Origin of the sequence: Niallia sp. FSL R7-0648 (assembly GCF_038007005.1) — a bacterium.
GTDB lineage: Bacteria > Bacillota > Bacilli > Bacillales > Cytobacillaceae > Niallia > Niallia circulans.
Map to the genome: position 1 here is coordinate 4,024,812 of NZ_JBBOWE010000001.1, position 15,004 is coordinate 4,039,815.

Genomic DNA, 15,004 nt, shown 5'->3' on the forward strand with positions numbered 1-15,004 from the left:
TTACTAACATCCTGTACAAGGTTTTGCGTTTTTCTTTTTTAGGACTAATCCTAAAATGAAACCAACTAAGATATAGACCAAAACTAGTATCAATACCAAATTATATGGCCAGGCCGGAAACGGAAAAATGGAGCCATAAATCGGCAATAACATAACGAGAGCACCAATTATTTAGTGTTTATACCAATCCTAAATTGGTACGAACCAATTTACATAAATTTTATATTTACCTGATATTTTTGTCAATTTAATTTTAAATAAGGACCACCCGTGAGTGAACTGCACCCCAATTGTTAGACACAAACTAACAGTTGGAGGTGCAGTTTTTATATGTCTAAATTTAATATAGAGGAAAAAATAGAAGCAGTTATTCGTTATCTACAGGGAACGGAGGGGGTAAAATTTATTGCGAAATCCATAGGGGTACATCATACAGTCTTATTAAATTGGATAAAACAATATGAATATCATGGTGCCGATGCTTTAATAAAACCCTATACATCTTATACAACACAGTTTAAACTAGACGTACTGAATTATATGAGAGAGACAGGGACGTCTATAAGGGAAACTGCTGCAATATTTAACATTGCAACACATAGTACCATTCTAAAATGGCAAAAAGGTTTTGAATTACATGGAATTGACGCCCTGAAACCAACACAAAAGGGGCGCCCACCAATGAAAAAGGAAACGAATAAACCTCAACCAGTAGAAGGGTCTGAAGAAGCATTACGAGCTGAAAATGAACGTTTACGGATGGAGAATGCTTACTTAAAAAAGTTACATGCCTTAATTCAAGAAAAGGAAAAACTACAGAACAGGACAAAGCGCAAATAATTTATGAATTAAGGCAAGAATTTAAAGTGATTGATCTAGTAAAGGTCGCTGGTATTGCGCGTAGTACGTATTACTATTGGGTAAAACAAATGGATCGCCCAGATAAATATAAGGAAGTTAAAGAGTTAATTCAGGAGATTTTTGATGAACATCAGGGACGATATGGATATCGTCGGATCACATTAGAATTACATAACCGAGGCATCAAAATAAATCATAAAACAGTCCGCCGTCTTATGAATGAGATGGGATTAAAGTGTCTTGTGCGTATGAAAAAATATCGTTCCTACCGTGGGCAAGTAGGGAAAATAGCCCCAAATATTTTGGAACGTGATTTTAAAGCATCGAAACCAAACGAAAAGTGGGTAACGGATGTAACAGAATTCCATCTACACGGGGAGAAGCTATATTTGTCCCCCGTTCTAGATTTATTCAACGGAGAAATCATCGCTTATAACATAGAAAAGCGTCCTGTTTATCTACTTGTTTCGAAAATGCTGGACAAAGCTTTTGAGCATTTGAAAGAGGGTGACACCCCTATCCTCCATTCGGATCAAGGTTGGCATTATCAAATGAAGAAGTACCAACATGCTTTAAAGAAACATGAGATTACTCAAAGTATGTCACGTAAGGGGAATTGTTTAGATAACGCAGTCATGGAGAATTTCTTTGGCTTATTAAAGTCTGAATTACTCTATTTAAAAGAATTTGAGAGTATGGAGCATTTTAAAGAAGAATTAGAGAATTACATTCACTACTATAACCACAAACGGATTAAGACAAAATTAAAAGGCATGAGTCCGGTGCAATATCGAACTCATGCCCTAGTAGCTGCCTAAATCCCGTGTCTAACTTTTTGGGTTCAGATCATGAGAACGGGTGGTTTTCTCTGCGGCTGAAAGCCTTTGTTACTGACCAAACCCTAAAGGGCTACTGAAAGGTTCGCCAATTGTACTACTTCTACTGGCCAGACCTCAAAGGCCTTCTCTCCTAATTTTTTCGTTTCTTTTTCTTCACTTCTTCCCCTGTAAATGGATCAATATATTCCATAATCGTTAATTGTTCTGCGACTAGATCATCTTGTATTTGATTACGGATATATTCTTCAATTACCTTCTTGTTTCTTCCTACCGTATCTACATAATATCCTGTACACCAAAATTTTCGATTTCCATACTTATATTTCAGTTGTGCATGTCTATCAAATATCATCAAGCTACTTTTTCCTTTTAGATATCCTACGAATGCTGATACACTTAATTTTGGCGGAATACTCACTAACATATGTACGTGATCCTTACACGCTGTTGCTTCTATTATCTCCACGCCTTTCCTCTCACATAAGGTACGTAAGATTTGCCCAATATCTTTCTTTATTTTCCCGTAAATTATTTGTCTTCTATATTTTGGTGCAAATACTATGTGATACTTACAATTCCAAGTTGTGTGTGCTAAACTATTATTGTCTTTTGACATAAGGACTTCCTCCTGGCTATTTATTTTCGGTTGGCGAACCAAAAAATATTTTAGCACCAAGAGGAAGTTTTTTTAATACCACGCTGTAAGCTTTTTGGAACCCTAGGCATAGCCCAGGGTTTTCTTTTCTATAAAAAAATACGAATCCCTTATTTTGGATTCGTAGTCATAGTCTAGCTATAAATTTCAGTATTTATTTCATATCTGTCTCCCCTATATACTGAATGAGCAACCTCGAAAATTTCGTTATTTTGATCAAAGGTTATCTGTTTAAAATGAAAGACGGGTACAGAGTAGTTTATTTCAAGTAATTCTGATTCCTGAGGAGTAGGCATTCTTACCTCGATTTTTTGTTGAGCCTTTGTAATCTTTATACTGTATTCATCCTCTAAGATTCGATATAGCGATTCGTTCTCGAAGTTTCTACTTTCAAGATTATTAAACTTTTCAATCGGCAGCATTATTGTTTCAATTGCTAAAGGATACAAATCTGCCAATCTTAAACGCTTCAGCATAAGAATCTTTCCCTCAGATTTTAAATCAGCAATCATGTTTGCAGGAGGTTCTACAATTATTGTTTTCTCTAGAACCTTGGATCCGGGCAACAGCCCTCGCGCTCTCATGTCCTCACTAAAGCTCTTTAAACGCCTACCTTGTGGAATTTTAGATTCAGCTACATATGTCCCGCTGCCGTGTCGTCTTATGAGAATATATTCATTGACCAATTCTGAAATAGCTTGCCTCACCGTCATACGACTCATTTCGAATAATTCTGCAAGTTCTCTTTCAGGTGGTAACACATCACCCGGTTTCAACTCCCCTCTTTCAATTTTTTGTATAATTTCCTTTTTCAGTTGTTTATATAAAGGGGTTTTTTTATTGTTCATGTTTCACATTCCTTTTATTTAAGATTATTCTATTGACATTATATACATATTTTTATAATAATTAAAGAGAATTGGTATATATCAATTTATAAAGGAGGTATAAATTCGAATTATGGTGTAAATCTTTATGGATATGATTCATTAGATTTAAACAACTTAAAGGACGTACTGCATTACTTTTTAGGGTTTGATTAAATTGACTAAATAAACATACGGAGTGATTGATGTGAAAACAGCTATTATATTGGCTGCAGGTAAAGGAAAAAAAATGTGGCCATATAATGATTATTGGCCTAAGGCAGCATTACCAGTAGCTAACCAAGGAAATATCGTTCATCTCGTAAACCATCTTAAGAGCTTGTCTTTTGACCGGATTATTATTGTGACTAGTTATCTAGGACGCAGAATTAAATCTCTTTTTTGCGATTTTGAAGGAGTTGAAACTATTGAACTCTCGGTAACTGAGGGGACTGCAGATAGTTTAGAAAAAGTAGTGTCCCTCGTTAACGACGAACATTTGTTGATCATGTATGGAGATATCTTTATTACTCTAGAGAGATTAACTAGTTTTGTTGATGCCTATCAAAAAGAACTTAATACTGTAGATACACTCATTTTATCTAAACCTATAACAAATGAATTTGCACCTGATTGGTTTGGAATTTCCAAAGGGACCGGAAACAGTGTTCAGAATATTTATGGTCACCCTCGTCCTCATTATGTACAAGAGCGACTCATAGGCGTCTTTGCTCTAAGTACAAAAGCGTTGAAGAGAATGTTGCACCATAACCCAGGTTTCATGAAAAATGTACCGACAGGAGTTATGCCACAACACGAGATGGAATTTGAGCAAAGTCTACAATGGTTAGTAGAAGAAGGATATACGGTTTCATCCTATCCTATCACAGATGGAGTAATTGATATAGATAAGCCTTGGCACCTAATGCAAGCTAATCAGCTGGCGCTATCGGTTATGACAAATAAACTTCAACATAATGATATTCCTGAGACTTGTAATATCCATCCGACAGCTGATATTCAAGGATGTATAAAGCTTGGAGAACATGTGGAAATAGGAAAATATGTAACGATAAAAGGAAATGCGATTATTGGAGATCATACAAAAATTGAAAATGGTGTAACTATAGAAGGAAACGTAGTAATAGGTTCTCATTGTCGCATAGAAAACTTTTGTAGGATAGGTCCTGATAGCGTCATTGGGAGTAAAAATCGCATTGGACATTGTGCAGAATTTAGCGGTATTACCTTTGATAACGTCAGTTTTATACATTTTGGTGAAGTGTTCGGAATCATAGGTGAATCAACAGATATCGCTGCTGGAGTCACAGTAGGTATTACTCGTTTCGATGATCTGCCTCAAACTCAAAAGGTGAATGGTAGAAGAGAAATTCCTGAGAAATTTGGAAATGCTGTTTATTTTGGCGACTTTACTCGGACCGGTATTTTGAGTCTATATATGCCGGGAACTAAAGTAGGCAGTAATTGCGTTATCGGATCAGGTGTTGCAGTGGAGAAAGATATACCATCTAAGACGTTATTGTATGCCCAACAAACTCTAATTGAAAAAGGATGGGACACTCATCGTTATGGATGGTAAAGCTTAAAAGCTATCATAGTAATAAATTCAAAATAAAAACTTTTAATGGAGGAAGAACAATGGGATCATTATTTGCGGATTATAGTAAATTCTTTAACAATATTTTAATGGAAGTTCAAGAAACACAAGAAGAAGCCATTATAGAAGGTGCTAACCTCATCTCACAAGCTGTTAAGTCGGGTGGAAGATTTTATGTATTCGGTTCTGGGCACTCTCATATGATTGCCGAAGAGATTTATAATCGTGCAGGTGGACTTGCCTTAGTCACAGCTATTTTACCTCCAGAGTTAATGTTGCATGAACGCCCAAATAAAAGCACCTATCTTGAAAGAATCGAAGGACTTGCGAAGTCGTACTTAAATTTACATGAAGTATCAGACAAAGATGTAATTATGATTGTATCAAACTCAGGAAGAAATACTGTACCCGTTGAAATGGCTATAGAGGCAAGGAAAAAGGGAGCAAAGGTCATTGCTATGACGAGCATTAAACATTCTCAAAGTGTAACTTCAAGACACCAGAGCGGAAAAAAACTTTATGAACTTGCTGATGTAGTACTCGATAATGGCGCTGTTATCGGTGATGCTGGTTTCCGGATCTCAAACTCTGACATTTATTCTGGAGCTACTTCAGATGCCGTTGGATGCTTCCTTGCTCAAGCTCTCATCGTTGAATCTCTACAGCTTTTAATAGAAGCTGGTATTACCCCTCCAGTATTTAAGAGTTCAAATGTGGATGGGGCTGATCAATTTAATGATGAGATATTTTCAAATTATGTGAAATGGTAAGTAATCCATAATTTGTGTTTCCTTATTACGCTATTAAAAATAAACCAAGAAAAGGAAGAGAGTGCCAAAAGTCTGACTTTTGAGCACTCTCTCTTATTACTTTTCCCTCTCATTACAGCAAACCAAAAATCCCAAAGCTTGAAGTCTTTTGAATCCTTTCTGAAAAGATTGAAACCAGCTTCCGATATATCTTTATAGTCATTATTCTCAATCAGATTTAAAGCCTCTTCAATAATAAAAAGTACAACTTCTAAACTTTTCTGAACTTGTTTGTAGTTCCCCACTTACAGGTATACCTAATCACCACATATTAAAGATATTTTTTCTGAATTACTGCATCTTTAATTGCCTCTTTGGTTTCTACAATACCATCAGGCAATTCCCAACCTCTTCTGGGCTCCTTCTTTTACAAAACCAATTCTTTCTTCAAAAAACTGCCAAGAAAGCACAATAAGCCTTATTTCATTGAATGGCTCTTCGGAATATACTGAAGTTTTTTACAACAACAGCATAAATAAGAAATCAAATTACTGTAACAAAAACAACCAGTTTTGCTACGGGTGGTAGTGGCATACTTTTAGACTATCTAACTCGTATAAAATAATTAAGAATGTTAGCGGGACAATCAATAACAAGGTGAATAATGGAACAAAAAAGCTTTTTACCACCGCTGGCATTACCTTTTACTAACCATTTTTTTTACTTTTTCCGCAAAATAGGTTGCTAAGATAATCGGAATAACACTAGATGTATAAGTCATTAGAACAACGGGAATCCCTAAAAATTCGATTTGAATTGGTGATTCTAATCGTGTTCCTTGAAAAACTGTCATAATTGGATCAAGCGCTTTGATATCCACAAGAGTTAGGTGTACCAAAGCTGTAGCGATAGCCATCCCTAACATAGGTGTTCCGCCAAATTTTTTCATTGCCGTATAACCTAAGAAGATTGGCAAAAATACGAAGAAACCATCGCCTATCGCATTTTAATAAGGCATAGATTCCATAGGTAGACTCCACTGTGCCTGTCTGAGCATTTACTAGTACATTACTGATCCAGCCAAATGCCACGAATAATGCATTAAAACCTTTGATAATACCTGTGGCAGCTAGCAAACCTAAAACTGGGGAGAAAATATTTGAAATAATATCAATAAAGCGATTGAGAAGTTGTCGTTTGTGAATAACGATCAGATAGTTTCTTTTTATGTGACTGAAACACTTCTTCTAGTGGAATATTGTACTTGTTGGCAATTACTATTAAATTACCCAGCACATCACCTAGTTCTTCCGTTAACTCCTGTTTATTTTCCTCATATGAGCCTACTACTTCATCTGGCCTGTCTCTACCAATTTCAAGAGCTCTTATAGCGCGTGCTACCTCACCTGTTTCTTCTGCTAAAAAGCCAATTCGAATAAATATGTCTAGATCAGACCAGCCTCTGCCTTCATAATAATCCTTTACCCATTGCTGAAATTCCGTTACATTCATACTCATCTAACCTCCAATTCAATTATAAGTTTATCAAAAATAATGAAAATTTTTTATGGTTTTAATAGGATATTTTCTAGGAGAATTCATTATTTTAAAAGGAATTACAATAATAAATAAGATTCCTTTTTATTAAAAATTTATAATTTTGCTTATCCATTTTTGAACTATTTTTTCTCTATCTTCGTAGTTGGGTACTTTATCTAGCGATATTTCAAGCGACTGAAAATTTTCAAGTAAATGATAAACCTTTCTTCTTAAATCATCGTTATAAATTGATTCATCATCTACTACTACTAATTCTGTATTATCAAGAGTAACGAACACACGTGTAGTATATTCTGTATTATCAATATTAATATAGTAATGTCCTCTGTGATTCGGCCTGCAATATAGATGACATCCATTAAACTTTGTAAATTCTTCTTTAAATCTTTCAAACTGCTTATCTATTATATAAAACTCTTCTAGATAATATAGGTTTTCTATATGTTTCTCTTTATTAATGTCAAAAGTATCTATGATTAATTTTACATCTGGATTCTTAGGAATATTTTTGTTGATTTTATCATATCCAAGGTTCCTAAATGGCATTAACATTTCTTTGACTAAAGTATCTATTCTTTCATGTTCTAAGTCCGAACCATAGTTCAATAAAAAAATGGTTTTCAACTATTTAAGCCCCCATTTCATTTGTATTCGTTACATAACTTTAATGTTTGCTTGCTTACATATATTACTGACTGATTGCATTTACTTTAGCTATATATACTGCAAAAGTACTATTTTATTTAAAGGTATAATTTCATTCTGAATGGTATTGAGTGTAAAACCAAGTGTATATTCTTTCACAAGTAGTCAGCTGTATTTCAAAAAGCATTTAGAATAAAATGGGAATCAATAGAACAAAAGGAAAGCAGAAGCCCCCCTGCTTTCTTACTCATTCACTCAAAATATTGTAAACAGGGGAATTTGGTTTCAAGTCAAAGTCATGCTTTAAGGGATTCTTATATTTTGGATCAATATACATGGATTGCTTATCACTGTTGGAGGCTTCTTTAAAATCTATAAAATCTGTATATTCTTCTCCTTTCCAGATCCATCTTCCCTGTTTGTTCTCTTCTTTATGATAAATATTTTTCACTAGTCGATTATCTACATTTTTTTGAAATTCATTAACGATAAATAACTGTGAAGAACTAGTTGTCATGATATTTTGTTGGATGGTATTCTTTTTCGTATCATATTGCAGAAGCAGCTGTCCCCCCTCTAACCCCTTTGTATCATTTTGATAGAGAATATTTTTGGAGATGATAGAGTTAATAGTACCGCCGCGTTCTTCATCATATCCCCCAATTGCTATACCAGTATAAGCATTTTCATAGACTATATTATGCGTAATCTCAATGTTATCTGCATACTTCCTTTGGTGCTCAGAAGTTGCCTCAATTCCTATGTCATTATGATATGTTGAATTTGCTATAATTTTTATATTTTTTCCGCCATCTACATAAATACCAGCTGCATTATAGTCATCCCCATATGCCGGATTCCCAAATGAAGAGTTATTATATACTATATTCTTTCTAACAACTCCATTACGGGTGTAGTCATCTTTCCTTCCCGTACCTTCGTATCCAATTAAATCAATGCCGATATTATCATTATTGCGAACTGTATTCCCTTCAATAATAAAACCGTCTATATTGCCATTTAAAACAAGTGCTTCACTTGCTCCAAGCTTTAAATCTTGGACCACATTATTGCGAATGACAATATTCTTTATTCCCTCTGTTCCATAAACTGCTATTCCATGTGCATTACCATCTTCGTGCATGGTGCTGATTTTTCTTACCACATTATTTTCTAACACAATATGACTGCTTGACCCTGCTATATATATTCCCATTACTGTTTCATCAGCAAGATGAGTAGATAGGCCTTCCATTATTAATCCTTTAATAGAAACATAATTTTTATTATGAATGGTTATGAGAGACGTATCTTTCTCTTTTTCCTCCATCTCCATACCACTAATTATTACTTTCTCTTGATCATAGGCTTGAAAGACAATCGGCAGTTCTTTTTCCCCACTATGTTTAACTGTTATTGGTTCTTTATAAATACCTTCACGAATATAAACGATTGTTCCTGCTACCGCTTTATCTGCCGCTTTTTTTAATGTTTTAAAGGGGTGTTCCTTACTTCCATCATTTCGATCATTTCCTGTTGGAGAAACATAAATTGATTGGATTCCAGTTTTCTGCTCTTGCTTTATTTTGAGTTCTGCCTCTCCACTCTCTGTTTTCCCTCCCCTATCCATAAACCCATAAATTAGCACCACAACAAGTAAAACAATCGCAATTAGGATTACTACTTCTTTTTTCAAATTTGTTATACCCCCGTTAATTTCTTCTATATTTTGATACTTTTGATTAATGGTATTCTAGCAATCACCATTCTATCATACTGCAAATCCTTGCCTTCCGTACACTCTACTTTTAGGAAAAATCCGCAAAAAAATAAATCCCTATCTATTTGTAATTAGGGATTTATTTTATATACAACTATTAATACAATTTTAGCGTTGCCTGACGCCTACTTAAAATTATCTAGAAATTTACTCGCCTCACTGTTAAACTTCCACGTTACCCCGTACTTATCCACTACCATTCCAAAACTTGCTGACCACGGGGCTGAAGTTAACGGCATGATCACAGTACCACCTTCTGCAAGCTTTTCAAATATTTGCTGATTCCTATTTTGATCTGCATCAATAATACTGATTAAGACGGTATTCCCTTTTACGATTTCGCCCGTCATAACTTGCATAAAAGGCAGGACGTCAGAAATCATTAGAATATTCCCTGAAAACTCAATACGAGATTCCATAATCATGTTTTGCTCTTCTTCTGTTAATGGAGCATTAGGATTTTGACCAAAAGCACCAAATCTCACCTTTTTTACATTTGTTGCATGTAATGCCTTTTCATAGAAGTCTAGCGCTTCTTCTGCTTTTCCATCGAATTGTAAATAACCTATTGCTTTCATATTTAATTCCTCCTTTTTATATTTAAAGTATAATAGTACATAAGCGACAACTATATGTCGTATATAGGAGGAGAAAATGAAAAAAATTGAGCGACTTATTTCAATAGTAATGATCTTATTACAAAAAGAAGTTGTTTCCGCATCAGAATTTAGTCGACTTTTTCATGTAACGAAACGAACGATTCAACGTGATATGGAAGCATTAAGCTATGCAAACATCCCTATTTATGCGAAATATGGTGCTGAAGGTGGATATGCACTAATGGATGAGTATAAATTCGATAAACGATTACTAAATCAGAAGGATATTGAAAATATACTCGTAGCTTTAGGTGGTTTTGAGCAGCTGATTACAAATCAAGAAATTCAAACGACTATTCTAAAAATCAAAGGAATGACCAGTGCAAATATATCTCCAAAATTGGATGTAACTTTTTATGATTGGAAAGGAAGAAGTCAAATAGATGAAGATGTTTTATTAATAAAACAAGCAATGGAAAATAACTGGTTAGTAAAATTTGAGTATGTAGATTCAATAGGAAATATAACTTCCAGAGTTGTAGAACCTTATAAGATGCATTTGCGAGAAATGCATTGGTACCTTTTTGGTTATAGTTTAGAACGGAAAGATTATCGAACCTTTAAATTGACGAGGATGACTAATATCAACAAAGGCGGTTTTTTTATACCGAGAACCGATAAGGTATTGGAAGCAGAAAAGCAACATAATGAACAACAAGATTTAGTTAATGTACAGCTTTTGATAGACGTTGCAGTCAGAGATCAGTTTATCGAGAGATATGGCAAGAACGCAGTTAACAAGAGGAATTCAAAAAGTTATCTTGCCACTATTGAATTGCCTATGAATCCATTTGCCTACCAATTTTTAGCGGGATTCGGTAATAAGGTGAAAATTATAAAGCCTAAAGCTTTTATTGCTGAATACTTAAATTTTTTGGAGGATACAGTGAGGCTTTATAAGTAAAGTTGATGTTAACCATCATTTTCAGCTCCTTAATAATTGCTAAAAAAAACTGGATCAATACTTTTATTATTATTGATGATTAAGTTTAACAGAAAAAAACTCCAATAAGTCATAAAATCCTTTAAAAAAGGGAATCCAGAGCCTTCCCTCTGATTCCCTTCTCCCCCCTCACAACCGTTGCAATCGAAGTTCCTGGATAAACGCATCGTAATCAATTTCTAATGTTTCACAATTGGTTTTTACTTCTTCAAAAAAGTCGAATTCTCCATCTGCTGGGCGGTCGCGGTTTTCGTAGTAAAAGTTGATTAGGTGGTATAGTTTTATAAAAGAATCTAGCTTCTCTTTTTTATTCATTTTTCCCGCTCTCCTCCTGTTTTTCGATACTGTCTTTTTATCTACAAAACTTTAATAGAAGCAATCACAAATCACCTATGCTCCTAAGCTGGAAAGAAGAACCGTCCCTCTCATTCCCTCCTGGCACCACGATTCTTCCAATTGGTTGACTGATAATTTGGCCGTTTTCCATTACTTTTGTTCCGCGGACAATGGTGGCGACTGGCATTCCTGTAATAGGAGTTTGGTCGTATGCTGTTACCTTGCTTTTACTGTGGAGCTCTTCTCTTTTAATAGTATGTTTTTTCTTCATATCTACTATTGTAATATCTGCATCGGTTCCTACTTGTAATGATCCTTTTTGCGGATAGATTCCATATTGCCTTGCTGGGTTTTCGGAAAGGAGTTTACAGGCATCGACTAAAGAGATTTTCTCTTCACTTACTGCGTTTAATAGTAGTGGTGCTAATGTTTCAACACCGCACATTCCAGCAGGAATATCCCATAAGCTGCCATCCTTTTCTTCCTCGGTATGAGGAGCATGATCAGAGCAGACAACCGTTACGGTACCATCTTGAATCCCTCTCCACAGCTCTTCCTGATCCTTTTTATATTTAATAGGCGGATATACCTTCATCTGCGGGCCAACTCTTTCATAATCCTCATTGGATAAAAAGAGATAATGCGGACATGTTTCTGATGTAATATTTGTATAGCCATCTGCTTGCGCTTGTCTTATTAACTTTACCCCTTCTCCTGTACTTACATGAAGAATATGCAGTCTAGTGCCAAGACTTTTCGCCAATGCAATCCCAGATTGAATGGTCATTTCCTCTGCTAAGTTCGGGCGTCCTTGCAGAAGTGCCTCATAATCTCTTTTCCCGGAAGCTTCTACTTCCTCTGTCAGCCGTTGAATTATTTGATTATTTTCCGCATGAATAGCAAGAATTTGTCCCGTTTTTTGAACTTCTCGGAAAATACTATAGACCTCTCCATCTGAAAGCGGCGGAATGACACCTTCGTCCCCATCCTTATAGTTATACATCAACTGATAAGTCTCTTTATTAATGGCATAGCCCCAGAAAAACTTAAAGCCAATAACCCCAGCATGATGCAGTGGAACGATATCCTCTCGGTTAGCATCCCCTAAGCAGATTCCCCATATGGCGAAATCCACATGTGCTTTGGCCGCAAGATTTTTCTTTTGTTTCTCAAAATTTTCGACATTATTTATAGGAGGATTAGTGTTCGGCATTTCAAAAACAGTCGTAATCCCACCTGCCGCTGCAGCTTGGGTGCTATAATAAAAATCTTCTTTATACGTTGGACCTGGATCCCTTGAATGAATATGGGTATCCATAAAGCCAGGACAAACATATAATCCCTCTCCATCTGTTACCTCTGCCGCTTCTCCTGCTAATTCATCCTGAGAGATGGCCGCAATCTTTCCGTCTTTTATATAGAGATGTCCTTTTTCAAATCCATTTCCGGTATATAAATAGCCGTTTTTAATAACATGATCCCACAACATATTCTCCACTCCTTTTTTATATGAAAAAATTGATTTATCAACTAATGCGGCGAGGATATCAGCCACACTTTGGGGGTTATTAGCCAAAATGGCATGCTTATCAGCCAAACCTTGAGAGGTATCAGCCAAAACGCCATGCTTATCAGCCAAACCTTGGGAGGTATCAGCCAAAACGCCATGCTTATCAGCCAAACCTTGAGAGGTATCAGCCAAAACGCCATGCTTATCAGCCAAACCTTGAGAGGTATCAGCCAAACCCACAAACTTATCAGCCATCCCCCTACATCCGACTACCGAACCACCACTCCACCAATAATCTCTTGTATATCCTTTATTCCATGTGCCTGCATATAGGCTTCTATTTCATCGCGTATTGTTATCATTGCTTCTGGATCGACGAAGGAAGCTGTGCCAATTTGTACAGCGGACGCACCGGCGAGCATTAATTCGATGGCATCCTCTCCATTCATGACGCCTCCGCATCCTATAATCGGAAGGGAGGTTGCCTGATACACTTGGTAAACCATTCGGACAACGAGGGGCAAAATAGCTGGGCCGGAATAGCCGCCCATTACATTGCTGATCTTCGGTTTTCTCGTATGAACATCAATAGACATAGCCAAAAATGTGTTGGAAACCGTTAAAATATCGGCGCCGGCTGCTTCACAAGCTTTGGCAATCTCCACAATACTTGTTACATTAGGAGATAACTTCGGAATGAGCGGCTTATTTGTCGTCTTTCGTACCTGGCTTACTAATTCATGTGAGATAGATGGATCCATGCCAAACGCCATCCCATTATTTTTCAAATTGGGACAGGAAATATTTAATTCAATGGCCTCCACCTCGTCCATAGCACCGAGCTCTGCGCTAACCTCCACAAATTCCTCGATGCTGTCGGCTGACACACTAGGGATAAGAGGAGTCGAAAAAGCTGCATAAAAGGGGATTGTCTTTTCTTTAAAATACGTTAATCCCTCACTTTGAATCCCAATCGAATTAATCATGCCACCAGCCTTTGTTTCACAAATACGAGGGGTAGGATTGCCTGTTCGCCGATTCTTTGTAATGCTTTTGGGAATAATGGCCCCAATCTGATTGATATCAATATAATTAGTCATTTGTTCCGCAAATGTTCCAGACGCTGGCATAACCGGATTTCGCAAATGAAGATTGCCTAATGTTACTTCCAAGCCACTCATGCAAATACCACCTTTTCTAACGGAAAGACTGGACCTTCCATACAAATCCGGACTGGCCGGATGCGTTCCTCTTCTTCAATCTGACAGACACATCCATAGCAAGAACCAATCCCGCATCCCATATTTTCTTCCAAGGCGATTTCAGCAAAAAGCTTGTGTTCATATGCTAATTCCTTCATTAATATAGATAGTCTTCTTGATCCACATGTATAGATGCCATCTATCTTTTTTTCGCTTATCCATGTTTCTGCTAAAAGTTTTACACAACTAGGATCACTCGTTCCAGCTTCATCATTTACAAACACAGCTTCCACACCAGCTGCCTTTAACTCCGCTTCCACTAAATAATCTTCTTTTGTTCTAGCACTGACAATCGCAAAACACGAAATATTCTTACTTTTCAGCTTGAAAGCAAGAGCGGAAAGGGTGGCAATTCCTACACCTCTAGCAACAACAAGAATATTTTCACTTCCTTCCGCTATGTTAAATCCCTTCCCTAATGGACCAAGTATATCCAGCGTCTCTTCCGACTTTCGCTCCGCTAAAGCCTTTGTCCCAACTCCTTTTACTAAATAAAGAAACTCCAATGTACTTTCTGCTTCATTGATGCGAAAAATACTAAGTGGTCTGCGTAACAAGGGCTTAGGTCCATCATTGCATTTGATATGAAAAAATTGACCCGCTTGAACTGGGAATAGCTGCTGATTGGGAACTTTTACTTTTAAATGAAAATACCGCTTGCTTACTTGCTTGTTAAATATTATTTCTGCCTTCACTGCCATCCTTTTTCTCTCCTTCCTTT

The 15,004-nt window shown here is 36.3% G+C and carries 14 protein-coding genes and 1 pseudogene; 4 read left to right on the forward strand and 11 right to left on the reverse strand.

The genetic code is table 11. From position 1 onward, the window contains the following. Positions 1-330 precede the first annotated feature (330 nt). Positions 331-1,679, forward strand: a protein-coding gene (locus NSQ89_RS19520) for an IS3 family transposase (RefSeq protein ID WP_095259293.1) whose coding sequence is annotated in 2 segments (ribosomal slippage) — positions 331-787 and positions 787-1,679 — 1,350 coding nt in all. Because the reading frame shifts where the segments join, the coding sequence is not laid out codon by codon here. A 151-nt stretch (positions 1,680-1,830) separates the two neighbouring features. Here the strand turns inward: NSQ89_RS19520 and tnpA are convergent. Beyond that, a complete protein-coding gene (gene tnpA / locus NSQ89_RS19525) occupies positions 1,831-2,316 on the reverse strand; it encodes an IS200/IS605 family transposase (RefSeq protein ID WP_061800923.1) in 486 nt (161 codons plus the stop codon). A gap of 173 nt (positions 2,317-2,489) precedes the next feature. Then, positions 2,490-3,203, reverse strand: a complete 714-nt coding sequence (locus NSQ89_RS19530) for a GntR family transcriptional regulator (protein ID WP_061799376.1) — start codon at positions 3,201-3,203, stop codon at positions 2,490-2,492. A gap of 226 nt (positions 3,204-3,429) precedes the next feature. Here NSQ89_RS19530 and NSQ89_RS19535 point away from each other — a divergent pair, with 226 nt between their 5' ends. Together NSQ89_RS19535 and NSQ89_RS19540 are read left to right on the forward strand one after the other, a co-directional pair. Continuing rightward, positions 3,430-4,821, forward strand: coding sequence for an NDP-sugar synthase (locus tag NSQ89_RS19535; RefSeq protein WP_341133075.1), 1,392 nt, complete (start codon positions 3,430-3,432; stop codon positions 4,819-4,821). A gap of 59 nt (positions 4,822-4,880) precedes the next feature. Beyond that, complete coding sequence (locus tag NSQ89_RS19540) at positions 4,881-5,609, forward strand: SIS domain-containing protein (protein WP_047941982.1); 729 nt, start codon at positions 4,881-4,883, stop codon at positions 5,607-5,609. Between the two features lie 599 nt (positions 5,610-6,208). Here the strand turns inward: NSQ89_RS19540 and NSQ89_RS19545 are convergent. From NSQ89_RS19545 to NSQ89_RS19565, 5 genes and pseudogenes are all read right to left on the reverse strand, one after another. Then, positions 6,209-6,778: pseudogene (locus NSQ89_RS19545) on the reverse strand (PTS transporter subunit EIIC); the annotation flags it as partial. Then, positions 6,759-7,100 carry a MazG nucleotide pyrophosphohydrolase domain-containing protein gene (locus NSQ89_RS19550; protein ID WP_047941978.1) on the reverse strand — a complete coding sequence of 114 codons (342 nt, stop codon included), beginning with the start codon at positions 7,098-7,100 and terminating at the stop codon, positions 6,759-6,761. The gene NSQ89_RS19550 and the pseudogene NSQ89_RS19545, both read right to left, overlap by 20 nt. Before the next feature lie 132 nt (positions 7,101-7,232). Further along, positions 7,233-7,772, reverse strand: coding sequence for a hypothetical protein (locus NSQ89_RS19555; RefSeq protein ID WP_341133076.1), 540 nt, complete (start codon positions 7,770-7,772; stop codon positions 7,233-7,235). Between the two features lie 268 nt (positions 7,773-8,040). After that, on the reverse strand, positions 8,041-9,489 hold the full coding sequence (locus tag NSQ89_RS19560) for a DUF1565 domain-containing protein (protein WP_445668964.1): 1,449 nt from the start codon (positions 9,487-9,489) through the stop codon (positions 8,041-8,043). A 209-nt stretch (positions 9,490-9,698) separates the two neighbouring features. Then, positions 9,699-10,151, reverse strand: a complete 453-nt coding sequence (locus tag NSQ89_RS19565; protein ID WP_341133077.1) for a VOC family protein — start codon at positions 10,149-10,151, stop codon at positions 9,699-9,701. Positions 10,152-10,227: 76 nt separating this feature from the next. Between NSQ89_RS19565 and NSQ89_RS19570 the strand changes: the two genes are divergently transcribed. Further along, positions 10,228-11,136 (forward strand): helix-turn-helix transcriptional regulator, encoded by a 909-nt coding sequence (locus NSQ89_RS19570; protein ID WP_341133078.1) that lies wholly within the window; start codon positions 10,228-10,230, stop codon positions 11,134-11,136. Positions 11,137-11,304: 168 nt separating this feature from the next. On the opposite strand, the gene NSQ89_RS19575 is transcribed toward NSQ89_RS19570, so the two are convergent. The 4 genes from NSQ89_RS19575 to NSQ89_RS19590 all read right to left on the reverse strand — a co-directional run bounded on the left by NSQ89_RS19575 (position 11,305) and on the right by NSQ89_RS19590 (position 14,984). Continuing rightward, the gene (locus tag NSQ89_RS19575; RefSeq protein WP_061799388.1) at positions 11,305-11,490 is read right to left on the reverse strand and encodes a hypothetical protein; all 186 of its coding nucleotides are present in this window, start codon (positions 11,488-11,490) and stop codon (positions 11,305-11,307) included. A gap of 64 nt (positions 11,491-11,554) precedes the next feature. Further along, positions 11,555-13,276 carry a dihydroorotase gene (locus NSQ89_RS19580; RefSeq protein WP_341133079.1) on the reverse strand — a complete coding sequence of 574 codons (1,722 nt, stop codon included), beginning with the start codon at positions 13,274-13,276 and terminating at the stop codon, positions 11,555-11,557. A 14-nt stretch (positions 13,277-13,290) separates the two neighbouring features. Beyond that, a complete protein-coding gene (locus NSQ89_RS19585) occupies positions 13,291-14,202 on the reverse strand; it encodes a dihydroorotate dehydrogenase (protein WP_328282978.1) in 912 nt (303 codons plus the stop codon). After that, the gene (locus tag NSQ89_RS19590; protein ID WP_341133080.1) at positions 14,199-14,984 is read right to left on the reverse strand and encodes a dihydroorotate dehydrogenase electron transfer subunit; all 786 of its coding nucleotides are present in this window, start codon (positions 14,982-14,984) and stop codon (positions 14,199-14,201) included. The genes NSQ89_RS19585 and NSQ89_RS19590 overlap by 4 nt, the downstream gene beginning before the upstream one ends. Positions 14,985-15,004: the final 20 nt, after the last annotated feature.

Excerpts from the sequence above, each read along its gene's own strand:
- NSQ89_RS19570 (WP_341133078.1), top strand. The coding sequence starts at position 10,228 with ATGAAAAAAATTGAGCGACTTATTTCAATAGTAATGATCTTATTACAA.
- NSQ89_RS19565 (WP_341133077.1), bottom strand. The coding sequence starts at position 10,151 with ATGAAAGCAATAGGTTATTTACAATTCGATGGAAAAGCAGAAGAAGCG.
- NSQ89_RS19590 (WP_341133080.1), bottom strand. The coding sequence starts at position 14,984 with ATGGCAGTGAAGGCAGAAATAATATTTAACAAGCAAGTAAGCAAGCGG.
- NSQ89_RS19575 (WP_061799388.1), bottom strand. The coding sequence starts at position 11,490 with ATGAATAAAAAAGAGAAGCTAGATTCTTTTATAAAACTATACCACCTA.
- NSQ89_RS19530 (WP_061799376.1), bottom strand. The coding sequence starts at position 3,203 with ATGAACAATAAAAAAACCCCTTTATATAAACAACTGAAAAAGGAAATT.
- NSQ89_RS19585 (WP_328282978.1), bottom strand. The coding sequence starts at position 14,202 with ATGAGTGGCTTGGAAGTAACATTAGGCAATCTTCATTTGCGAAATCCG.
- NSQ89_RS19540 (WP_047941982.1), top strand. The coding sequence starts at position 4,881 with ATGGGATCATTATTTGCGGATTATAGTAAATTCTTTAACAATATTTTA.
- NSQ89_RS19580 (WP_341133079.1), bottom strand. The coding sequence starts at position 13,276 with ATGGCTGATAAGTTTGTGGGTTTGGCTGATACCTCTCAAGGTTTGGCT.
- tnpA (WP_061800923.1), bottom strand. The coding sequence starts at position 2,316 with ATGTCAAAAGACAATAATAGTTTAGCACACACAACTTGGAATTGTAAG.
- NSQ89_RS19550 (WP_047941978.1), bottom strand. The coding sequence starts at position 7,100 with ATGAATGTAACGGAATTTCAGCAATGGGTAAAGGATTATTATGAAGGC.